We start from the raw sequence: 22,976 nt of genomic DNA, 5'->3' as shown, positions 1-22,976 counted from the left end.
TTCATAGCTATCGCTTGTTACTGGATCTTCATTCCAATTTTTATAAATATTAATTATTTCAAACCCATTAGAAAGAAAAATTCTCTCCAATTCTTTCGGAAATGCATATCTTCAGCTATTGTATAATGTTGAATTTGTTATAATGCGTCATACCTACTAATAGTATAAACATCTACTTCATTTTTATCATCCGTGTAAGTTATTCAATACTCTTCGCTAGAAACACGAATATTACTTCTTGTTAACACTTGCCTCAAAAGTGATCATTTCACTAGAATTAGTTGGGTATTGTCCGTACTTGTAATCTGCAGATATAACTATATTTTCAAAGCCAATTTGTTCAAGGATCATTTTAAACTCTTCAATTCCAAACCAACGAAGAGGAAATCGTTCTAATTCTGTGAGAATAAGTTCACCATTTCTCCATTTTTCATACCGATTATGTGAGATCGTATACTGGTTGATATAGTCTACTTCAACTACTTTACTTTCCAATGTAATCATATCCCCATTTTTCGTTTCCCATGTTCTTGTTGATCCCTTATCAAGTGTTATATCTGTTTGTAAAAAAAGATCGATCAATAGCTTTCCTCCGTTTGAAAGGGCATGATAGAAATTTTTTAAAGCTTTAATCGAATCTTCTCTTTTATACAACAACAGAAATGTTCCAGTTGGTACGATAATAGCTTCATATGTTGTATTTAACGAAACGGACTCCATACTCCCTTCAAATAAATTTGGATTAAGTCCATTTTTTTCACAATTTGTACGACAAATTTTCAACATTTCTGGTGAAAGGTCAAAGCCTTCAACTTTTAATCCTCTTTCTAGTAGCGGAATAATGATACGACCAGTACCAACCCCTGGTTCAAGGATTGAACCTGTACAAGTAGCTAATCGATCACTATAAAATTCCACATCCCCAAATGAAAGACCAATATATTTGTCCATATCATAAACCTCTGAAGAAAGATTACTATAATAACTTAACATATACTCTTCTCCTTTTTAAATGGCGCTCACTTCATAAATAGCCTAAAATAGATTCTTCTATCCAATATGTAAATACCGTATCAGGACATTGACTCTCATACTTTCTAACCTTAAATATAGATCAACCCCATCTGAAACACCGTGCCATAAAGCTTTTATGATCAAGCTATTGAACACCGATAAATGCATGAAAACATCTACCTTTATCGTAACAGAAAATAAAAAGAAGAGCATATTCAATGCTCTTTTACAAGTGTGATAATTCAGATTTTACGTATTCTCGAAAATCTGAATTCGTAAGAAACTCCAGCTGAAATGCATTCATCACTTGCGAAAGTTTTGCCTGTTCGATTATAGATAAATCATTAGAAAAAAAGGCAATTTCTGTTTGATTCCCTTCCTTATCTGTCGCGTACATGGCTAATGTAAATACAAATGCAGTCGAGCCTCCTTTTTGCCCAGCATGAAGGAGCCATTCACGATTGTTTGGATTTTTCATTAATTGTTCCATGAGTGGATCAAGATGCTCATGAACATCCATATTAAAAAACTCTTTGCGATTTAACTTACTCAATAAGGAAGCATATTCCTTTGTCGTAGCCTTAGTTAAACGATCCGACCATACTTTTTGAAACTCCATATCGAACTCTTTTATTAAACGTTTTTTCTCATTTGCTGTCGGTTTCTCGGTATGCCAGTTTTTATGGATGTGAATGGCTCGATTTCGATATTCCTCCATATCCATATCTCTTAGTAAAGTTAAAGCCTCTTCTTTTGTTATATTTTTTTCAGCCATCAATCTACTAGGAATAAAAAGGGAGCTCACAAGTGGATAGATCGGTTCATGATTTGGAATCCCAAGTTGGGGAAGAACTTGATTAATCCTATCAAGTCCTAGAACTTGAATTAAATAATCCGTATTTGCATTTGAACTAAAGGCGATCATTCCATTTGCTACTTCTTTTAGTGGGACCTTATCTGTGTATTGTTCTCTCTTTAATTGTGCAAGCCATGCTTTATGTGCTCCACCATCTGTTTTTGGAACAAAATAAGATTCTAAATCTTTTAAACTCACATTGGAGTTAGGATTAACTCGACCGTCTGCGGCTTGCTTTGCATATTCAATAGCTATAATGATTTTAACGGTACTTGCAAGTGGCAGAGGAATATTCTCATTTACTTGTACCCAGTTCTCATTGTTGTGATTAATTGATAAAGAAATCGTATTATTCTTTGCTTTTTCTTTCATTAGCTCAATAATATAATCTGGATTCGTTTCAGTTACTTCTCTCTTATATTGAATAATTCCTATGCCAATAATAATTCCAGATAGTACCACGCCCCCAGCAATCAGCCAAATAATTATTTTCATTTTTTACCTCCGTCATATAATTCTATTATCTCTACGGAAGGAAAATGGAGAAGTTTCATTTTATTTGATGATTTTACAGTAATCAATGAAAGTGATTACTATCCCTTTTGCAATTGCCTTTCAGCACATACTATGCTTCAACATATACTGCAAAATAAAGGAATCGAATCAATAAGAAAATAGGATTTCGATTAATCGCATCCATCCCTCTATTTAAATATGCGAATAAGAAACCCATTCTCCTTCAAATCAGGTGCTAGGAATGAAACCCCTGAATTTGTTAATACAGTTGCCACAACGGTCCAAATAACTAAACTGGCGATCATCCATCCTGTCACTAAGCCTCTACTAGACCCAAAGCTCATTCCCATAAAAGCTGAAATATGAGATCCTACTAGAAGCGGCCCAAAAATGGTTAAACCCGGCAGACCATATTTATCAAAAAGTACTCTTGCTCTTTTTTGCTTTTTAGAATCTTGTACTGCGTGAGTTCCGTTCGTATGCTCACCTTCCATCCCCTCAACTTCAGTGACTGCAACTCTTTTCTGTTTTCTGGTTTTTAGAAGAAGTTTTATTTTATCAACAAAAAGAATTAAAAGGAGGATCGTTAATAGATTTCCTAAGAAACCAAGAATAGCTACCGGAATCGGCGACAGACCTCCGATAATGGCCAACGGAATCACTGTAACTAGTTCAAATAATGGAACTGCAGCTAACAAAAACACTAAAAAATATGAAATCAACATTTGATCACCCTACTTTGCACTGATTTTTTGAATCGATTTTATCATATGCTCATAATAGCCCCGTTCATGAGGAACAAAATGAGTTCTATTAACAGTTTTATTAAGTAATATACGATTTCCGGTATTTTCTATTTCAAAGCCCTGAACATTGACTTCTTCCTTCTCCCCCAACCAAAGCTCATAAAAATCAGTTAATTTCACTTGAACAATCCCTGACACCTCTTCTTTTTGCAATGTAAAAGCATGAAGGGGAAGATCCGTTTCAAATAAGTATATATGTGCAAGCTCCTTGTCAATAAAGTTCCCTTTTTCAACAGCATATTTGTACACACCAGCAGAAATTAATGCATCAAAGGAGACTTCAACCCCAATTTCTTCCTCAATTTCTCTAATCCCATCCTTTATTGTTTCATCTGCTAAGAGATGTCCTGCTGCGGTTATATCGAGAAGATTTGGATAATCCTTTTTCAATTGGCTGCGTATTTGAAGGTAAATAACCTCCTCTTCTCCTTTTCTGCTAAAAAACCAACAATGAAAAGCTTCATGCCAATGGCCAATCCGATGGACTTCGTCTCTTGTGGCCACACCTATTTGATTGTACTGTTGATCAAATATTTTCAGCATTTCATTTTCCACTCTATCCACATCCTATATATTATTTCTATATATCATACTCTTATATTATAGGTGATTGCTTATGAACTCAACATTGATCTAGAATATAATCAAAGGAAGAAAGCTGATAATAGCGAGGGGTTTTACCATATATAATTAGGAGGAGAAATAGTGGAAACATGTGTCTTTTGCCAAATTCTCACAAAGAAAGAAAAAGCCTCTATCATTTATGAAAATGATTATGTCTGCTGCTTCTTTGATAAGTATCCAATAAATCTTGGCCACATTTTAGTTATTCCAAAAATACACTATCAGGAGTTTAGTGAGGTCGATAGGAAGAGTCTATCCGAAGTAATTCTCATTGCTCAAAAAATAACACAATTACTAGAAAAAATACTCCATACAGATGGCATAACTATCATGCAAAATAACGGCATATTCAAAGATGTGAACCATTATCATATGCATATTATCCCTAGATTTGAAGGGGATGGTTTTTCTTGGATCGAACCAACTAATGATATAAATGAAAATGACGTTGAACAATTAAAATTGAAATTAATCGATTCTCTGTAAAGAATGGATGGTTTTACGTTTATTCCCTGCGAAAGAAACTAAATAAATGGGAACGTATTTTAAAATGACCCTTTTCAATATTGGAAAGGGCTAAGATCTTTCTATCAACCAAGTTCCAGCACCTCTTTTTTTACCTGTTAGACAAACGAGTTATGTAAAACGTTTCATTTACATAAACTTTCTAATCTATTTAATAATACGAATGTAAATCATATAGAAGGGTTATTCTCATAAAAAAAATGCTGCACTCTAAGTGATGTCAGCACTTCACGTAATTGTAGTTAGCATATTCCTATTATTTGTTCACATAAAAAAGAAACTTAAATGTTTTTATACTCACTGTCTTTTTTAATTAACACAATTGAATAAATCATTGCTAATTTAGATTAATCAAAATCACTTTCTTCTTCAATTTTTAGGATTTTTCCAGATTTTGCAAAGATTTCTACTTCAAATATTCGATTATTTGCTGTTAAAATGTACACCTCGTAAACTAAAACCCCATTTTCTAAATCTAAATCTACATGCAGCACTTTTCCAGGTACACGATTAAGTGCCACTTCCTGTGCTTGCTGTTTTGTCAATCTCTGTCTATACATTTGTGTTGGTCGCCCATGGTAAAAATTTTCATACATTGACAATTTTCCCTCCCCAAAAAAATCAAGTCATTTATACGTATGTATTAATCTATTTATTGGTGCGTAATTTTTCTTCTGAACAAGGCTCATTTGTCTTTGAATAAAATAGTACATAAATTTAGAGGGTGAAACACGATGGCTTCACCCTCTAAAACACTCAGTTATTTTATATATTTTACAACAGCCATTTCCTTACCAAAACGGTCACCATTATCCACAAATCCTAGGCTTGCGTATAATTGATGTGCACCTAAATTATCTGGATGATAACCGACAATTATTTTCTCGGCATTCGGCAATTTTGCCATCTCTGCTATCATTAACTCAGTTGCCTTTTTGCCAATTTTCTTGCCTTGAAAATGTTCATCGATCATTATTCTATACACCCAATATCCATCAAGCTCTTCTACTACTGTATTAAACATGAGAAAGCCTACAACTTTCTCTTCTAGATAAATCGCATATGGTTTTAATGTTCGTTCAAATTTAGATTGTGCAATCGAGATCGCATTCGGTTCAAGAAATGCCTTCTGATTTTCTGAAATGTCCAATAGGCAGCATTCATACCAATTTTCCGCGTTTAATTCAATTAGTTTAATATTTTCTGTGTTCACAATTATTTCCCCTCTCAAATGTTGGGGAAACGCAAAGTTAATTAACTAGGCATATTCCCCTTTTCAATAAAAGCAAGTTCTTTAATTAACATAAATGAACGCCTCCTTTAACAAGCTTTAGTTCAGACAATTCGTAGAAATATTAACTATCTGAACGATCAAATTATAACATGTGTCACTTTAAAGTGGCTATCTATTAAGCAAATTTTTCAAATATAGATGAAGTCTGGCGATACGTTGCCTAGTTTCATATGCAAATTATTTGATTTCTACTAATAGATCTTGTTCAAAAGAATAAACCCCATTCCCTTCGGTCGCTTTGAGCTGGCCATCTAGAAAATAGGCACATGACTCCTCATTTATTCCATAGTTATATGAGGTAGAAAATCTTTTCACCGCCTTCATTAAATGTTCCTCATCATTCCATTCCATAAAGTGGACAGCAAGTAAATGATCAGTAATTAACCCCAACCCTTGTCGAAATTGAAATTCATTCTGCTTATTATCTTTAGGGGAAATAACGCATATGCTTGGACTAATTAAAGCTCCAGCAGAAAATCCTGCGACAGGTACACCCGAATGAAAGCATTCCTTAATTGTCTTCGAAATAGGTGTATCCACTAGATAATCTGCATATAAATTTGTATTTCCACCACCGATTATGATCCCTGAGCTATTTTTTATACACTGAATAACCTGTTCAGTTGATGTAGTTGGAAGTGGGAGATAGTGAAAATGATGGATGCCATAGCCTTCAATTTCTTTTGTATATTTTGGCATATATTCTTCCCATCCAACCCTATTTACAATAAGAATGGAGACCGGATTGCCTCTGCCTTTGACTTTTTCTGCAAATAATTTAGCCATTTTCTTCGTAAACGGAGGGCTGCCGCCAAATAAAAATAGATGCGTATTCATAAAATCCCCTTTACTTTTTCGGATAGGACTCTCGCAAAAATTTTATCGATTCAATAATTAATTCTTTTAATACATTGATATCAACGTCTGCTAGTTTATTAATATAAACGCATGCTTTCCCTGTTGTATGCTTGCCAAAGCTCTGCAGCAATTGTTCACGTTTTGTTTCACCAGGTGCAAAGTACAAACTAATTTTCGCTTTTCTAGGTGAATAACCAACAAGAGGTGCATCTCCTTCATGCCCTGATTCATATTTGTAGTGATACGAACCAAATCCAATAATACTTGGCCCCCACATTTTTGCTTCATAACCAGTCGTTTCTGTAAAAATATCTAATAATTTATATGCATCCTCGCGTTTTTTCAAATTATCTACAGCTTCTATAAATTCTATGACACTGTTATCGGTTTCTTTTGTTTTTAGTTCGTACATTTTGAATCCGCTCCTTTTTTGATTTAAAAATTGGATATTACTACTGCATGACAGGCTTTTTCGTAAAACTCGATCGGGCCAGCTTCCCCAATAATTGCATATTCATAGCCGATTTCTTTCATCTCTTTTAAACAATGGTGCAGAAGCATTGTGCCTACTCCCTTTTTCCGATTCGAGTTAGACACGCCCATTGGGCCAAAATAGCATTTTTTCCCTTTATACACATCAAAAGCGGCAAATCCGATTATTTCTTTGTCTGCAATCGCAATATAGATATGAGGATCATTTAATGAAAATCCTTCTTTAATCGTTTGTGACCATTCAAATGAAAAGTTTGATTCCACAAATTGTTCTACAATCGCATACTCCTTTTTATTTACTTTTCGAACAATCGTTGAATCCATTTGAGGAAATTGATCATTGCCTAGATGGGTGATCATATCTCTAGCTGTTGTGCCGAGGTTCTTTATCACTTTTTTATCTTCATCTGATACATATTCATCAATGGTATTTGTTGTAAGTAGTGCCTTGAGCAAATGCCCTTCATTTACAAACACTTGATTATAGTTTTTCATAAACTTGATTGCTTCTTGAAAAACATCTTGAACCTCTTTAGATACAGGTATACTGAATCGTCTATCACTAACTACACATAGATTTGAATTTGCCATTTTCTTTCTAACTATGGTTCTTAAAGACGATACGTCCATATCAGATTTAAGTATAATCTCTCCGAGCACACCTGTTTTTTCCTGAAGGCTAGCGATTAAAAGATGAATTGGTAATAATATTTTGTCTTCCATTGCTTCATTTTCTGCTATTTTCATAATTCTCAACATTCGCTCGGTAAAATGAATAGATGAATATTCCAGTTTTTCCACCTTCCTTTTCAATTATTCAAATTTTTGATTACGATGGCAGCATTTCCAATTGGATTCTCTGCTTCTATATAATAATCCTCCCCTGGCCAATACCTTTTTTTATACTTGTTAAGCCTCTCTTCGTAATCTCCTAAATAAGTATCTCGATCTAACACTCTTGAATACCTTATTTCACGCGGACAGTCTAAAAAGATGATATAGTCATAAAAGTCTTTCCATTCTTTTCTCTGAAGAAAAATCCCCTCAATAAGAACAATCGTATTTGTAGCTACAGGTATTACTCTCGTTGTCACTGAATCTGTTGAATGATTATAAAATGGCAAAGCAAGATCAAGACTATTATTGTGCAAAATCTTAAATAAATGAGTTGCCAGCATCTCTACATCCCATTGCAAATAATAATATTCATACCATTCCGCATGCCCCGTATTATATCTTTTATTTCTTTTAACAATATGATCATCGATATGGATAATCACAGCATTTTGGTCATAATTACTCATTTCATTTTCTATACTCTTTATTAGCGTTGTTTTTCCTGCACCACTTAAACCATCTATTGCCACTATGTATGGGCGTTTCTCACTAGTTCGGGATGAATATTGGGATAGGATTCTCTTAGTTATTTCTTTATATGGCATTAAACTCATGCTCTCCTTCCTATGAATAGTATAGTAGTTTGAAGATTTATGAGTATTCCACTAGCAAATTAGATATGTGATCAACTCCAAAGAACTGATAGTTATTTTACTTATTATGACAATAATTAAAAAAAGAATCTACAAAAAAAGGAAACTACGAATCTGTTTTTGTCCATCATACCCTTTATGATGGACTTTTCTGGCTTTTCCTGAATTGGTTTTGTCCTTCATACCCTTTATGATGGACTTTTCTAGCTTCACCTGAATCGGTTTTGTCCATCATACCCTCTATGATGGACTTTTCTGGCTTTTCCTGAATTGGTTTTGTCCTTCATACCCTTAATGATGGACTTTTCTAGCTTTTCCTGAATCGGTTTTGTCCTTCATACCCTTTATGATGGACTTTTCTGGCTTTCCCTAAATCGGTTTTGTCCTTCATACCCTGTATGATGGACTTTTCTGGCTTTTCCTGAATTGGTTTTGTCCTTCATACCCTTTATGATGGACTTTTCTGGCTTTCCCTAAATCGGTTTTGTCCTTCATACCCTGTATGATGGACTTTTCTAGCTTTACCTGAATCGGTTTTGTCCTTCATACCCTTTATGATGGACTTTTCTGGCTTTACCTGAATCGGTTTTGTCCTTCATATCCTTTATGATGGACTTTTCTAGCTTTACCTGAATCGGTTTTGTCCTTCATACCCTTTATGATGGACCTTTCTAGCTTTCCTCAACCATGTTTTGTCCAACATATTCTTGATGACTGTCACTTCATTCACTTCTGGTGAATATTTTTGTTTTACAACTATAAACCAACATACATAATTAAAAAAATAGCAGAAAGATATATACTACAATCCCTCTGCCACTCTCATTTAGAATTTCATTATTACAGCTACTTAACCTACTTTACTTATAATTGACTCAATCATATTTTAGACAAGATCACCTTTCATTTTCACTTCATTCATCAAATAATTCACGAACACTTCGTCTTTTACTAACCATGCAGCATGTTTTCTTTTTAAGAAGCTTTCTCCTTCCTCATAGCTTGTAAAAGTCTGATCTAGCTGTACACCATTTTCATCAATTGCCCATTCTTGATTAGTTAAAAGATGAAGGAGATATATGTGTTCTGATCGGTCTTGATATAAGGAACCGAAAGTAGATTGTTTGAGATTAAATCGATTATAACGGGCATCCTCCCGCAGCGGCTCAAGATGGAACGTATCCATTACGAATTGTTTATACGTCTCATCTGTCAGCGAACAGCCTGATGCTTTTGCATGTCCACCGCCACCAAATTGTCCTGCTACCTCTGATAAATCAATATGGTCATGAATCGTACGAAAGCCCAAACGTTTTCCACCGATATTTACGATCGCAATATAGTCAAGATGTGGATATTCCTTTCCTAATTCATTTCCAAGTTCCGAATGATAGGATTCCGCATAAACGATTCCCGCGAAATGATCACCAATCCTAGATTGAACAAGTTCACGTCTTTTTCTGCGGATGTAGCGTTCGATTTTGTCATCTTCCATATCAAGTAATTTCTTCTCGAATTCATCAAAAGAGAAACCATCTTCTATCTGTAGTCGTTGAATCATCTTTTCTTCAAATTCTTCAATGGAAATGAGATAAAAGAGTGCATTCAGCCGACGTGCTCGCTGATTGTTATTCTTCTCCCACTCCCATGTATCATATTGTCTAACAAGCTCAACAAATTCAGTGATTGCATTTGTTGGATTCAACTGTTGTTGATCGATCAAATATTCGTATAATAAAGATGTGGCTGATGTTAATTTACCTTCCTCATCTTCAACAATCACTTGACCCCATTCATAATTATTTAAGGATAAAGCTGTTTTATGATGATCGATTAATTGTACTTTCCCGTTATCTTTGTAAAACGATTCTAGTCTTTTTTCATTTGCTTCATTCACAGATAAATCTGTAATAAGTAAGTGCGTTTCTTTCGAATCATCTTCCAAAAACCGTTCTACTTCTCGATCGAGAGCAGATACAGAATTATAGCGAACCTTCACATCATTCCCAAATGCAAGCTTAGCCAAAATCCCGCAGCCAACTCCATCCAAATCATTATGTGTTAATAGTTTATACATGTTATCACCCTTAAAGTAGTATGATTACGAAATGATTATATATTGAGGATTTCTCGAATATCCTCATCAGTTAAAGAAGCAGAACCCTGCTTTGATTCAATAACCTCATCTATTATATTTTTCTTTTTATCCTGCAGCTCATTCATTTTTTCTTCGATGGTCCCTCGAGCAACAAGTTTTATCACTTGAACCGAATTTGTCTGACCTATTCGGTGAGCTCTGTCTGCTGCTTGCTCCTCCACTGCTGGGTTCCACCAAATGTCATATAAGATTACGGTATCTGCACCAGTTAAATTGAGTCCTGTTCCTCCAGCCTTTAATGAAATCAAGAAGAAATTGCGTTCCCCTTCATTAAAGCGTTCACAGATTTTCACTCGTTCCTCTGAAGGAGTTTGTCCGTCGAGATAAAAAAACGGCAAATCTCTTCTCGCCAATTCATTTCCAATTAAGGCAAGCATTTTCGTAAACTGTGAAAAAATTAGCACCCTTCTACCTGAAAGCTTGGATTCCTCAATAATCTGGATGAGCTGATTTAATTTTGCCGAATTCCCCGTATATCCATGAACAAACAATCCTGGGTGACAGCAAATCTGCCTTAATCTTGTTAATCCAGCTAGAATTCTTATTTTATTTTTCCTCAACGTATCTTTGTCCAAATGCTTTAATGTTTCATGTCTTAATTTTGCCAAGTATGCGGCATATAACTGCTTTTGTTCAGGCAGAAGATCTGCAGATGCGATTGACTCGATTTTTTCAGGAAGCTCTGATAGGACATCCTCTTTTTTCCTACGAAGCAAAAATGGACTGGCTCTTCTTGCAATGGTCTTTCTCGTGAGATGACTATATTCCTTCAACCCTAGAAAAAGCTCCGGAAAAACAACATGAAAAATAGACCATAAATCCTCTATCGAATTTTCGATCGGTGTACCTGTTAAGGCAAAACGATGATTTGCCTTTATCCGCTTTACTGCTCTTGCTGTCTGTGTAATTGGATTTTTAAATGCTTGAGCCTCATCAAAAAAGACAGTATGAAAAATTTGTTTCTCAACCCATTTAATGTCTCGTCTTACGAGAGGATAAGAGGTAATAACGACATCCATTTCCAATACATCTCTTTGTAATTGAATTCTTTCTGTTTTCGTTCCATCAATGACTACCGCCTGTAAATCCGGGACAAATTTCATCATTTCATTTAACCAGTTATATGTTAATGAGGATGGACAAACAATTAGAGCCGGTTGCTTCTTTTCACGTATGACTGGAAGCTCTGATAATATAAAGGTGATGCTCTGTATTGTTTTCCCAAGTCCCATGCTATCTGCAAGAATGCCTCCAAATCCATAGGAAGAAAGTAATTTCATCCATTTAAACCCATTCTTCTGATAATCCCGTAATTTAGATTGTAAACAGTCTGGTACAGCAAAATCTAAGTGTTCTGGATTTTGTAGTGACTCAAGAAAATTTCTAAATGAATCCTCAATCGTTAATAGTTTGCTATCTAATGAGTCAAAAAGCTGTAATCCTCTCACAATCGGAACGTTCCATTCATTTTCAAGCTCCTCATTTTGAATAGGAACTGCATTTAGAAAACGGTGTATTTCCTGAAATTCACGCGTCTCTAAAGAAAGGAGTGATCCATTTCTCAAGCGATAGTATTTCCGCTTCTCTTCTAAAGCGAATAAGAGCTCCCGTATTTCCTTTTCAGAGACACCATCCATTTCAAATTTAAATTCTAGCCAGTTTGTCCGATCTTTTTTCATTTTGACATGAATTCGCGGAGGTGTATTCTCTCTAAAAATTCGATTTCTTACTGCCGTTGTTGCAAAAATTTGGACGAGATTTTGTAATTGAGGGAGCATATGGGTTAAAAATTCATACTCTAATTCCTCATTATGTAAAAAATATCCACCTTCTGTTTTCGCAAAAGAACTATCCTCCATCAACTTCAAGATTGCCGCTTCTTTTGTATGATCTCTAATAAATAGAGCGGTAGTTTGTATTTCTCGATCATCAAGCGGATCGACGATTATATGTTCATAATGAAATTCTAGTCCAGCAAGTAAGCGATTTTTCACACGATCCAAGTACAGTTTGGCGATTAACGGTGTTTTTAAATATTGCTTTGTAATCGATTCATTTATTTGCACATTTCCTAGTCTTTTTAACCCTGGTACTACTTTTTCCATAAAGAAATCAACTTGAGTTCTTTGAATTGGTATATGATTAATCCCCGAAGCCTCAAGCATTTGATTCAATTCAAATAGGCGATTACAGTCATCACTTTTCAACTCTGTAATTGTCCCTCTATATAAAACAGAACGATAGGATTTAAGGACAATCAATTGATTCATGCCCTTAATCTTTAAGCTATAACCTTTATCCTCAGTTCCCTCGAAGAGAAAATAGATTGGTAGTCTTTTGTCAGATAATTGAAGGCCTTCATACTTATTTCCTCCATATGATAGCTTGACTAAAGGCGCTTGTATTAGGAGCTTCTGCAACTTCTCCCATGAAGTTGGCGGAATCAATAATTGTTGATCACTAATAGTTACATGTACTTTATCAGATAAACTCTTCCTATACATATTTTCATCATGTACAACCTCTATAAGTTGTCGAATAACCTCATCTGTCTCTCTTTGAAAACAATGTAATTCTGGATTGTAAGTGAATGTTTTTGAAAGAAAGCTCGATCTGCCCTGTTTCACATTTGCTAAAAAATCACGGATGTTCTCTACCTTGTTTGAACCGATAGATATTTCGATTCCCATGATTAAATTGTCTTTCTCAATAGGAACAGGTGTACAAAGATAGGTTGCAGCAAGGACTTGTCTATTTTCAAAATGCTGCTGGGTACCACTTGTACGAACAGGTTTCTCATTAAAAAGAAGCATCATTTCCTCTGTAATTCCTTGAGGAAGTCCTAATTCTAATGGATTTACTTCTACTATTGAAGCGTTATCTTTGCCGCTTTCTTGTTCCAATATTGCGATTAATACAGCTGCAATATGTTGACAATCTTTTTGAAAGGAAGCAAGCTTCGGGCAGCTGCATTCTGCATGAATGTTCCCATTTTCCCTCTCTTTAATCGTTACTTGAAAATCTTCCGTTCCAGTAACAATAGCGATATAACCATTATGATCATAATAGTCAAAACTCACTTTATTCGCACGATAAAAAGCGTCCCCTCTTTTGAAGGAGACGATCCCACATCGCTCTTTAATCATTTTTCGATTGATTTTAAGATTCAATTAGCCTCCCCCTTTTTATTTATTTTCTATTAATTTCCCTCAATAGTCCATCAAATAATCTTGTACAACTCTTTTTTCCTACATTCCCATATTAACTATATCCATTCAGTTATTATTTTTTCTATCTATTGCTCTAGGGGGTTGTTCCATCCAACCCTTTTCAATCATGATTTTTGCTGCGCTTTCAACAAAAACAGCCACTTTCATTAACGAATTTGTGTAAAGCAGCCCAATATCATGTCTTCCATTTACTGCTAATGAATTACCGAATGCTCTAATTTTCATTGTAAACATATCCATTTTATGAAAAAGCATGAGTTTATCAGAAAATGGCGAAAAGGTTGATTCCGTTATTAAATGATCTAGGTAACTAGGTGTAGGCAAGCTTTCGTTCGTTAACATTTTCATATATCGATCTAGATTTTTTGCTGTCCCCTCTCTCCCCTTTTCAAACAATTCACGGATTTTCTCATCCTTTACAATTTGCGCAAATGCCGTAATAAGTGCTTTGCTCGTTACATTATTTTCAATATTATCGTAAAAATGGGCAATTTCTAATGCATGTAATGGCCGTACATGACCAATAAAACCATTTAAAAAATCCTTATGAACAAATTCAACCTTCTCAGGTATCGGAATGATTGGTGGCTTAATAATATATCCTTTAATTATTAATATTTCCTTAACTTGCTCCATTAAGGAAATCGTAGAGTGCATACATTGAATAAAAAACTCTTTCACGTCTTTTCTAAATACAAGTGGAATGGCCACGTTATAAATACTCAAACCAGCTTTTGCCGTATATTTTAAGTAATGAACGTAGTATTCATCTTGAAATAATCTTGGAGCACCAAGATTGACATCGTCTTTACCAAACCCTTCTGGGATAGGAAAACCATCCTTTTCAAATATTTCTTTCGTTGTTTTCATAAATTCCTCGCATAATTTTAATGCGTTTTGTAATAATGTTTTAATATCATTATCCTCAACATGCTGAAGAAAATATTCTAAAATACATTTCGACATACTATTCCCCATATAAGTTGCCCAAAGTTTGCCCATTTCTGCTGATCCTAGTTTTTCATTAGAGCTTGTTTTATTAGAACCTAATTTAATCGGCTTAATGGTTTGCAAAATAACCTCTCCTTGCCTATTTTTTTGATAGTATTGTCTCGCATCAAAAATATATACAGATAACGCTTTTAAAGAAATGAATACAAAAAGACCGACAATCATCGTGTCGGCCATTCTTCTATAATTATTAAAATAGTACGTGAAACCTCTTATTTATCTTCCTCTTCATTTTCTACAACATATTTAAGTATAGATAATTTATTGCTCCAAAATTTCTCATAATACGAAAGCCATTGTTGCACTTCTTCCAAAGGCTCAGGCAGCAGGTGATAAATCTTCTCTCTGCCTTCCTTTCGACCGCTCACTAGCTTTGCTTCCGTTAAAACATGAAGATGCTTAACTATAGCTGTCCTACTCATAGGAAAATGTGTAGAAATTTTTGAAATGGGCATTTCATTTTCTGAAAGTAATCGCAGTACCTCTCTGCGAGTGGGATCTGCTATCGCTTGAAAGACATCATGCTTCTGTGCTGCTTGAGACACTTAGTTCTCAACAACCTTTTGAAGCTTCAGCACAATTCCTGCCCAGCCTTGATTCATACGATCACGAATAACTGATGCTTGTTCACCCGCTTTTGGCACGACTACATCATCTTCTTTCCAGCCGCCGTGGATAAGAGTAAACTCTGTTTGATTACCTAGATCTTTCAAAATAAATGACACAATCCATCCATCTGTGTCCCATGAAAAAGTAAGTCGATGTGGTTCATCAAGTTCTAATACTTTGCATGGAGAGGGCCCAAAAGGTGACTGAACATGAAACTCATGACCTACTTCTGGCTGAAAATCATTTTGCATGAACCATGAAGCAATTCCTTCCGCATTTGCAACTTTCTCCCACACTTTTTGAATAGGTGCTTCAATAATCACCTTTTGTTCGATATCTTTTACTTTGTTTTGATTTGTCATAATGACGCTCCTCGTCGTGGAAATTGTAACACCATTTAGTTTCACATTTATAATATAACACCTTTTGGTTTCAAGTCAAACTTTACTCAACATTTAACTATCATACCCTAAATGACACAAAAACAAAGCTGAGTTACAGCCCCGTAAATAATCTATTTTACTCTTTTTATGAGTGTAATGAGAGAAATTTGGATTCTTAAGAAGAGTACCTATTGAAATTGCAATAATTATTTGGCAATTTAATAACAAAAATTCCCTATATCTTTATTTAGTATTTTTTTCACTAGAGGGAATAATAAATCTGTTCATTCATTCATTCATCTACTAATAAGACATTTTCATACGAATTATAAAACAAAAGATTGATAAAAAATGATACAACTTGGTATTAAATTATCCATGTTTATACTGTCGTGGCTTTCTGTTTTTTTACTACCAAATAAAAAACAAGTATTCATCAAATACTTACCAGTTACTTTATTTTCCTCCATGACACTTTTAGGTGAAATTTTTTTCTTTACTACATATAAACTATGGAGTGTAAAAGGAAAGCAAAAAGAAATGATGCATATGGCATTACTACTTGTTTTTGGTCCGTATCTTGTGTTGAATATTTGGTCCTTTTATTTATCAAAAGGAAAGTTTCTCTCATATGCACTAATCAATGTGGTCGCAGATTTCATCTATGCGTTTCCAGTCATATCCTTTTTCAAAAAAATTAATTTATTTAAAATAAAAGTAAAATCCCATTATTTTTTTCTGTTAGTCTTTTGTGACTCCTTATTAAATTACGTCTTTCATAAAACTTTTGAGAAAATATACAAACCAAACAATATATAATTTAATTCGATTTAGACCGAAGAGTAAATAATTATCTATTTAGCTTTAACGTTCTTAAATACTCTAAAAGTCTTTATTAAAACTAGAAGAAGAGTTAGAATGATCGAATACAAAAGAACAGTAAACATCATAAAGTAAGCATTCATATTCACACTAATCGGAGGATACCCACTATGGGAATTAATGTGGTCTTCAGCAGCATCATAACCTAACCAAGTGATATATAGCGTAAATACTACGAGGATAAAGGCAATTACAGCTTTCTTATGAAAAATCATACGAAGGAAAACTTCTTTGAAAACCATTCCAAATGTTAATTGCCTTTTAGACTGATCGATTAAGTTAGTAGCGCTTTGAAAAGGGACTATACAATATGTGAAAAGTCCGCTAAAAACGATTAGCACGATTATAATCCCAGAAACATTCATCTTTACACCTCTGATTTTGATAGTTCAATTAATATATTGACTGTTTCGAGTTCTTTTTTATAACCATTCACTAACAATCTCTTCATTTTCACAATCTGAAAAACCTACATAAAATGGTTGAATACGCTCATTCAAACAGTATTCAATTCTTTGTCTAAAATTTTTCCAAGTTACCATTTCTAACGCTTGTTTAATCGGAAAAAAGCCAACCTCTAAACTTTCAGCGCTCGTCGTCGGCTCTCCACCAATGGATTTCCCCAAAAACAACGTATTACAGATTGAACGATCAATGTTTTGGAATATACCACAAAATTTTGTCACTTCAATCTCTATGCCCGATTCTTCTTTTGTCTCCCTAATTGCAGCTTCCTTTAGTGATTCTCCTTCTTCCACTTGTCCTCCAGGCATTTCCCACCCTCTTCGTGGCCCCTTTATTAATAAGATTTCCCCTTGATTATTCAAAACAATCGCCGCTGCTGAAACAATATGCTTCGGTGTGATCATGTATAAAACCTCCATTAAATATTTGTTCATTTGAGTAAAAGATATATATCTAATTTCGGCATTTAATTTTGTTTCCCTGCTTTACCAATTTTATCTAATTATATTGGATTTTCTTTATTGAAGGAACTTATTGATTCATGTCTTTTATCAATTTATCCAATCATTTTTAATCCTCTATTTATTTTAAGTAATTAGTAATGAATTACCATTCATTTTGCGATAAAATTTAACAAACGGCTGTATGCGGAGGGGGATATTATGTTATTAAAGAGGAGATTCACACAACAAACGAAGAATGGGGTTCAAATCGGAAACGGTACAGTTTCATTTCAAAGCGTACAATTAAATGTTCATTGCTTTGTTGCGGATGGGGTTTTAATTGATACAGGAGCAAAATCATTAGAGCAACAATTTACGCCATTTTTTAAACAACAGAATATCAATCAAGTAGCGATTACACATTTTCATGAGGATCATACTGGAACAGCTGCCATTTTACAGAATGAATTGAAGTTACCTATTTATATGAGTGATAAGATGCTAGATTATTGTAAACAGAAACCAGATTATCCTCTATACCGAAAATTATTTTGGGGGAAGCGAAAACCTTTTCATGCAGTGGCAATTGGTAGAACTTTTTCATCCAGAAATTCAATATGGGATGTGATTGAAACACCTGGTCACGCGATTGATCATTTAGCGTTTTTAAATCGTGAAACAGGTCAACTATTCACTGGTGATTTGTATTGCCAGGAAAAGACTAAAGTCATTTTGCGTGAGGAAAGCATCCCAACAATTATTGATTCCTTAAAGAAAGTATTAACCTATGATTTTGAGGAAGTGTTTTGCAGCCATGCCGGTTATTTAGAGGATGGACGCTCCGCATTACAAAAAAAACTAGATTATTTATTAGATCTACAAGGAAAAGTGATTAAATTAAATGAAGATGGCCTGTCGCCAAATCAGATTAGCAAAATCCTTTTTCCAAAAAAGTATCCCATCACTTATCTTTCTTCAGGAGAATGGGAATCACTGCACATAATAAATTCGATTATCCAGAAATAAATTGGTTAGAACAAGAAAAGGTGTTCCAATTCTAGCTGTCATTCATTGATCGAACACCATTTTTGGCTTACTATTTAGTGGATCAACGATGCCCTTAAATCATTAATCCCATTTTCTAAATAACTTTTTAGGCAAGATAGCATATATACCCAGCCGCCTTTTTGCCCGACCATTTTAGCTACGATAGTAGGATCTTCCTCTTTAAATCCAGATTCGGTAATTTCTATAATTGTACTTTCATTATCCAACTCTGATAAGGTAATTGTGACAAGCGTTACTTCATCATTCTCAGCACCCCATGAAAAAACAATTTTACTATTGGTATCCATTTCTAATATTTCGATATTTCCCTCTGCTTCATATTCATCATATTTTAATGTTATAGTCTTACCTTTTTCCCATCTTTCAGAACTTGAAGAAAACCAATAGTTTCCTATTTTCGCTGGATCTACTATCGCTTCAAATACCTCATTTACTGCTTTTAGTATTTTAAACTTTGTCGTTATGTGCTTATCCATTCTGACCTTTCTCTCCTTTTTCTAATTTCCCGAATTTAAATTCGTATGTAAATTGGCATCAAACAATAGATACTTTAATCTAACAAGCCGAAATAGTTATTCGTAATTATTGATAGTAGTAAAATACAGACAAAAACTAATTGGCTAATCGTTAAAATATATGCTTTTTTATTTGCTGCATATTTCCATTCCATAAATGCTCTTAAAGTTTCAATCGCAATGATAAAAATAAACATAATAATTGACACAAATTTCAAATACAAATGTCCATCACCTACTGGATCGCTCATGCTGTAAGCAAAAAATCCAAATAGCATGACTACTATAGAAATCCTTATTATCCATTCGAATTTTTTGTGTTTCTCATTCACATAGTTATGTGAAAAAAGTTTCTTTTTCTCTACTTTTAGCCATTTCCTCATGACTGTATTAAATAAAACCAAGAAAAAAAGTATAATAACGATCATAAGAATAATTTTCAGCCAAATAATTCCTTCTATCCCATACATAGATTCTCCCCTCCCCTATTAAAATTTTACCACATATATCCAACTCCACTAATTAATTTTCTAATTTATTTGTTCAATCCTTATTTCTTATACTTAAACTGAATATTAATAAAAAACCGCAATTGATGTAAGTGTTAAACTTAATCAATTACGGTTTGGTGATAAATTGTCTTCCTATTTATGATTTACTAAATATCTTATAGCAAGACTAGTCTATATTATGATGTTATCGAAACGATAAAAGTTATTATCTATCCAAATAATTATTATTTATTAGATGTGATAGATTGATTCCTCGCTGCCCCTTGACCAAATATAAAGAGCAAAACCGACGCACCAACTAATATGAGTAGTGGGAACGTCCAGCTATTTGTTACATCATGGATATAGCCGAAGAGTGCTGGCCCAGTTGCAGCAAGCAGGTAACCAACTGATTGCGCCATACCAGAAAGCTCTGCAGCATCTTGTGCATTCTCTGTACGCAAGCTAAAGAACATCATAGCCAAACTAAAAGCAAAACCTCCGCCAATCCCTAGTAAGATCACCCATAAAGCAATTAAATTCGAACTGCCATAAAGCAATCCAAGTGTTCCAATTAAAAACAAACTAGACGTAATAGAAACTAACTTACGCTGACTGGACATACGTCCAGCGATAATTGGAACAATAAATGTAAATGGAAGCAAAGCTAACTGCATGATAGAAAGTAACCAGCCAGATTGATCTGTGCTTAGTCCTTTTTGCATAAGAATTTCTGGAAGCCAAGCGATAAGTACGTAAAATACCATCGATTGTAAGCCCATAAATAATGATACTTGCCATGCTAACGAAGAACGCCATATATTTACAGTGCTTGTCGCTGTTTGATTTTGAACAGATGCTTCATGCTCTTTATGGCGTTTCATTTGAGGCAACCAAAATAATATTGATATAAAGCTTAGAATCCCCCATATCCCCAATGCACCTTGCCAGCCAAATCCTAATCCTATAGCAATCGGGACACTAATACCTGAAGCAATGGCACCAAATACATTCATTGAAATGGAATAGACACCAGTCATTAAGCCAATTCGCTTTGGAAACTCCCTTTTAATTAAACTTGGCAATAGTACATTACAAATTGAAATAGCTATTCCAATGATAGCAGTCCCAATATATAAAGAGGTTACACCTGCTAGGGAACGCAAAATAATGCCAAAAGTGAGCACAATGATGGAAACTAGAATAATTCGTTCCACCCCAAACTTCCTTCCTAATATAGGCACAATCGGCGAAAAAAAGGCAAATGCTAGTAATGGTAGCGTAGTAATCATACCAGCTAGCGTATTAGAAATATGTAATTGATCTCTTATAAATCCTACTAATGGTCCTACGGAAGTTAAGGGAGAACGTAAATTGGTTGCAATAAAGATTATCCCTACTATGAAAAGCCAAATGGCTGCTGATTTTTGAACTCTAGGATATGAATTTCCATCCTGATTTATCCGATCTTGATTAGTTATATTCATGTTGTTCCTCCTGATGCTTATGGAAAGTATCTTATTTTCTTTTCCTTTATTTTTAAAGGTTTCCGCTTGTTAGAGTATATCATCCTACACCATTTAAAGGACATTTCTTCCGTTATTTAGATAATAGCCACTATTTACTCAACTCCAGCGGACACTGGTTCCACTATTTGACCATAATACTTTCAATGATCACTTTTGACTGAAAACAAATTAAATCATTTACTTTCCCTACCCAATCATAACCTCTTGATCTTCTCTAAAACTTCTGGATAGGCTACACTTAGTTGGACAGAATTTTTAAGGTCAAGTAGACTACAGATAACATATTTGAGGAGAATCTACATGGCCAAAAGAGAACGTCGAACATTTACTGAAGATTTCAAGCAACAGATGGTGCAGCTGTACCAAAATGGAAAGCCAAGAAAAGAGATTATTCGTGAGTATGACCTTACTCCTTCTTCTTTAGATAAGTGGGTGGGTCAGAGTCAAAAGTCAGGTTCTTTTAAAGAGAAAGACAATTTAACAGATGAACAAAAGGAATTGCTGGAACTCCGAAAATTGTAATTTTGAAGCGTTTTGATTCCGCCATTGTAATACCATCTTTTCAAGTTCAACGGATCACCGCAAAAAGCGTCTATCATCATCTTTTCGTGATTTCCAATTAAAGCGATCGCTCCATCGCTTTGTAACTGAATGACTTTATCTAGAACAGCTCTTGAATGTGGCCCTCGATCCACAAAATCACCTAATAATAGCAGCTGATCTTGGTCTTTGTTATATTGAACCAATTCCAAAAGTCTCTCAAACTTTTTTATTTCACCATGAATGTCACTTATAGCTAGCATTCTTTTCAAACATCCCACACCCTTATTAACAGATAAAATAGTTTAATTTAATTATTCTATCATATTACTAAATGACTTCATGCTTTTTTATATAACACTGCCCATTTCATTCAATTCCTTTTACACCTATTTGACCTTTCATTCAAATAGTATAATTCATGATTAGGTGTCACTAGAGAATACTAAAAGATAACTTGTATGAGAAGAATTTCAAACCATATTTTAGAGAAACTATTATTTATTAATTGTAAGTAAACTGCCTTTAACGTTTGACAAAGGATAACTTTCCCATTATCATCAACTCAAACAAACTTACAGGGAGAGGGAAACATGAAGATTTATGTTGACGCAGATGCTTGTCCGGTAAAAGATATCATTATCTCTGAAGGAACGAAGGCAGCAATTCCTGTGATCCTAGTTACTAGTTTTTCTCATTTTTCTAATGTGGAACAACCATCAGGAGTAGAAACGATTTATGTCGATTCTGGAGCAGATGCTGCTGATTATCGGATTATGAAGTTAGCAACAAAAGGCGATATAATTGTTACGCAAGATTACGGCCTTGCATCACTCGGTTTAGCAAAAGGGTGTACGGTACTTCACCATACTGGGTATACCTATACAAATGAAAACATTGATCAATTATTGCAATCTCGCTATTTTAGTGCAATGGCACGAAAAAGTGGAAAACGGACAAAGGGACCAAAACCATTTACAACAGAAGATAAGGAGAAGTTCAAGGGACTCTTTAAAATAGCCATTTCACAGTAAAAAAGAAATATTCCTTTTTTGAACAAGCTGCTCTTTATGCAAATGGACCTCGTACTGTCTGTTATTTCGAGTAATAGTTACTTTAATAGTATTGAAAATCTCTGCGAGAATAGGAGTGAGTAGTTTGAAGGGAAACTCCCCGA

Annotated in this window: 22 protein-coding genes and 2 pseudogenes; 4 read left to right on the top strand and 20 right to left on the bottom strand. The window is 34.4% G+C overall.

Annotation, left to right across the window (positions count from 1 at the left end; translation table 11 throughout):
- Window positions 1–231: 231 nt before the first annotated feature.
- From J2Z40_RS00390 to J2Z40_RS00375, 4 genes are all read right to left on the bottom strand, one after another.
- Window positions 232–993 carry a class I SAM-dependent methyltransferase gene (locus J2Z40_RS00390; RefSeq protein WP_066394914.1) on the bottom strand — a complete coding sequence of 254 codons (762 nt, stop codon included), beginning with the start codon at window positions 991–993 and terminating at the stop codon, window positions 232–234.
- A gap of 247 nt (window positions 994–1,240) precedes the next feature.
- On the bottom strand, window positions 1,241–2,365 hold the full coding sequence (locus J2Z40_RS00385) for a serine hydrolase (protein WP_066394917.1): 1,125 nt from the start codon (window positions 2,363–2,365) through the stop codon (window positions 1,241–1,243).
- 209 nt (window positions 2,366–2,574) lie between these two features.
- Window positions 2,575–3,111 carry a small multi-drug export protein gene (locus tag J2Z40_RS00380; protein WP_066394919.1) on the bottom strand — a complete coding sequence of 179 codons (537 nt, stop codon included), beginning with the start codon at window positions 3,109–3,111 and terminating at the stop codon, window positions 2,575–2,577.
- A gap of 9 nt (window positions 3,112–3,120) precedes the next feature.
- The gene (locus J2Z40_RS00375) at window positions 3,121–3,747 is read right to left on the bottom strand and encodes an NUDIX domain-containing protein (RefSeq protein ID WP_066394923.1); all 627 of its coding nucleotides are present in this window, start codon (window positions 3,745–3,747) and stop codon (window positions 3,121–3,123) included.
- Window positions 3,748–3,897: 150 nt separating this feature from the next.
- Between J2Z40_RS00375 and J2Z40_RS00370 the strand changes: the two genes are divergently transcribed.
- Window positions 3,898–4,302 (top strand): HIT domain-containing protein, encoded by a 405-nt coding sequence (locus tag J2Z40_RS00370; protein ID WP_066394926.1) that lies wholly within the window; start codon window positions 3,898–3,900, stop codon window positions 4,300–4,302.
- Between the two features lie 386 nt (window positions 4,303–4,688).
- On the opposite strand, the gene J2Z40_RS00365 is transcribed toward J2Z40_RS00370, so the two are convergent.
- From J2Z40_RS00365 to J2Z40_RS00310, 12 genes are all read right to left on the bottom strand, one after another.
- Window positions 4,689–4,937, bottom strand: a complete 249-nt coding sequence (locus J2Z40_RS00365) for a PepSY domain-containing protein (RefSeq protein WP_066394927.1) — start codon at window positions 4,935–4,937, stop codon at window positions 4,689–4,691.
- Between the two features lie 164 nt (window positions 4,938–5,101).
- A complete protein-coding gene (locus J2Z40_RS00360; RefSeq protein ID WP_066394929.1) occupies window positions 5,102–5,554 on the bottom strand; it encodes a GNAT family N-acetyltransferase in 453 nt (150 codons plus the stop codon).
- Window positions 5,555–5,812: 258 nt separating this feature from the next.
- Window positions 5,813–6,472 carry a Type 1 glutamine amidotransferase-like domain-containing protein gene (locus J2Z40_RS00355; RefSeq protein WP_066394932.1) on the bottom strand — a complete coding sequence of 220 codons (660 nt, stop codon included), beginning with the start codon at window positions 6,470–6,472 and terminating at the stop codon, window positions 5,813–5,815.
- A 10-nt stretch (window positions 6,473–6,482) separates the two neighbouring features.
- Window positions 6,483–6,905, bottom strand: a complete 423-nt coding sequence (locus J2Z40_RS00350; RefSeq protein WP_066394934.1) for a DUF1801 domain-containing protein — start codon at window positions 6,903–6,905, stop codon at window positions 6,483–6,485.
- Window positions 6,906–6,928: 23 nt separating this feature from the next.
- The gene (locus J2Z40_RS00345; RefSeq protein ID WP_342590305.1) at window positions 6,929–7,786 is read right to left on the bottom strand and encodes a GNAT family N-acetyltransferase; all 858 of its coding nucleotides are present in this window, start codon (window positions 7,784–7,786) and stop codon (window positions 6,929–6,931) included.
- Window positions 7,787–7,794: 8 nt separating this feature from the next.
- A complete protein-coding gene (locus tag J2Z40_RS00340) occupies window positions 7,795–8,436 on the bottom strand; it encodes a kinase (RefSeq protein ID WP_245349922.1) in 642 nt (213 codons plus the stop codon).
- 925 nt (window positions 8,437–9,361) lie between these two features.
- Window positions 9,362–10,552 carry a DHH family phosphoesterase gene (locus tag J2Z40_RS00335; protein ID WP_066394937.1) on the bottom strand — a complete coding sequence of 397 codons (1,191 nt, stop codon included), beginning with the start codon at window positions 10,550–10,552 and terminating at the stop codon, window positions 9,362–9,364.
- 35 nt (window positions 10,553–10,587) lie between these two features.
- A complete protein-coding gene (locus J2Z40_RS00330; RefSeq protein WP_066394940.1) occupies window positions 10,588–13,803 on the bottom strand; it encodes a DEAD/DEAH box helicase in 3,216 nt (1,071 codons plus the stop codon).
- A 105-nt stretch (window positions 13,804–13,908) separates the two neighbouring features.
- Entirely contained in the window at window positions 13,909–14,937 is a 1,029-nt protein-coding gene (locus tag J2Z40_RS00325; protein ID WP_066399340.1) for a DUF3231 family protein, read from the bottom strand.
- A 149-nt stretch (window positions 14,938–15,086) separates the two neighbouring features.
- The gene (locus J2Z40_RS00320; RefSeq protein ID WP_066394941.1) at window positions 15,087–15,419 is read right to left on the bottom strand and encodes a metalloregulator ArsR/SmtB family transcription factor; all 333 of its coding nucleotides are present in this window, start codon (window positions 15,417–15,419) and stop codon (window positions 15,087–15,089) included.
- A complete protein-coding gene (locus tag J2Z40_RS00315; RefSeq protein ID WP_066394942.1) occupies window positions 15,420–15,845 on the bottom strand; it encodes an SRPBCC family protein in 426 nt (141 codons plus the stop codon).
- A gap of 1,325 nt (window positions 15,846–17,170) precedes the next feature.
- A complete protein-coding gene (locus tag J2Z40_RS00310; RefSeq protein WP_066394948.1) occupies window positions 17,171–17,617 on the bottom strand; it encodes an NUDIX hydrolase in 447 nt (148 codons plus the stop codon).
- Window positions 17,618–17,875: 258 nt separating this feature from the next.
- Between J2Z40_RS00310 and J2Z40_RS00305 the strand changes: the two genes are divergently transcribed.
- Window positions 17,876–18,682 (top strand): MBL fold metallo-hydrolase, encoded by an 807-nt coding sequence (locus J2Z40_RS00305; RefSeq protein WP_066394950.1) that lies wholly within the window; start codon window positions 17,876–17,878, stop codon window positions 18,680–18,682.
- A 74-nt stretch (window positions 18,683–18,756) separates the two neighbouring features.
- Here J2Z40_RS00305 and J2Z40_RS00300 read toward each other — a convergent pair whose 3' ends face one another.
- From J2Z40_RS00300 to J2Z40_RS00290, 3 genes are all read right to left on the bottom strand, one after another.
- Window positions 18,757–19,200: an SRPBCC family protein gene (locus J2Z40_RS00300; protein ID WP_066394953.1), complete on the bottom strand. Its 444-nt coding sequence runs from the start codon at window positions 19,198–19,200 to the stop codon at window positions 18,757–18,759.
- A 74-nt stretch (window positions 19,201–19,274) separates the two neighbouring features.
- The gene (locus J2Z40_RS00295) at window positions 19,275–19,709 is read right to left on the bottom strand and encodes a DUF4181 domain-containing protein (protein WP_066394957.1); all 435 of its coding nucleotides are present in this window, start codon (window positions 19,707–19,709) and stop codon (window positions 19,275–19,277) included.
- A gap of 266 nt (window positions 19,710–19,975) precedes the next feature.
- The gene (locus tag J2Z40_RS00290) at window positions 19,976–21,217 is read right to left on the bottom strand and encodes a CynX/NimT family MFS transporter (protein ID WP_066394965.1); all 1,242 of its coding nucleotides are present in this window, start codon (window positions 21,215–21,217) and stop codon (window positions 19,976–19,978) included.
- A 342-nt stretch (window positions 21,218–21,559) separates the two neighbouring features.
- Between J2Z40_RS00290 and J2Z40_RS00285 the strand changes: the two are divergent.
- Window positions 21,560–21,775 (top strand): annotated as a pseudogene (locus J2Z40_RS00285) (transposase); the annotation flags it as partial.
- Here the strand turns inward: J2Z40_RS00285 and J2Z40_RS00280 are convergent.
- Window positions 21,772–22,071: pseudogene (locus tag J2Z40_RS00280) on the bottom strand (metallophosphoesterase); the annotation flags it as partial. The pseudogenes J2Z40_RS00285 and J2Z40_RS00280 overlap by 4 nt on opposite strands.
- 321 nt (window positions 22,072–22,392) lie before the next feature.
- On the opposite strand from J2Z40_RS00280, the gene J2Z40_RS00275 reads away from it, so the two are divergent.
- The gene (locus tag J2Z40_RS00275) at window positions 22,393–22,833 is read left to right on the top strand and encodes a YaiI/YqxD family protein (RefSeq protein ID WP_066394968.1); all 441 of its coding nucleotides are present in this window, start codon (window positions 22,393–22,395) and stop codon (window positions 22,831–22,833) included.
- Window positions 22,834–22,976: the final 143 nt, after the last annotated feature.

Origin of the sequence: Cytobacillus eiseniae (genome assembly GCF_017874625.1) — a bacterium.
GTDB lineage: Bacteria > Bacillota > Bacilli > Bacillales > Cytobacillaceae > Cytobacillus > Cytobacillus eiseniae.
The sequence above is the reverse complement of the archived record's forward strand: the minus strand, read 5'-3'. Positions and strand labels throughout refer to the sequence as shown.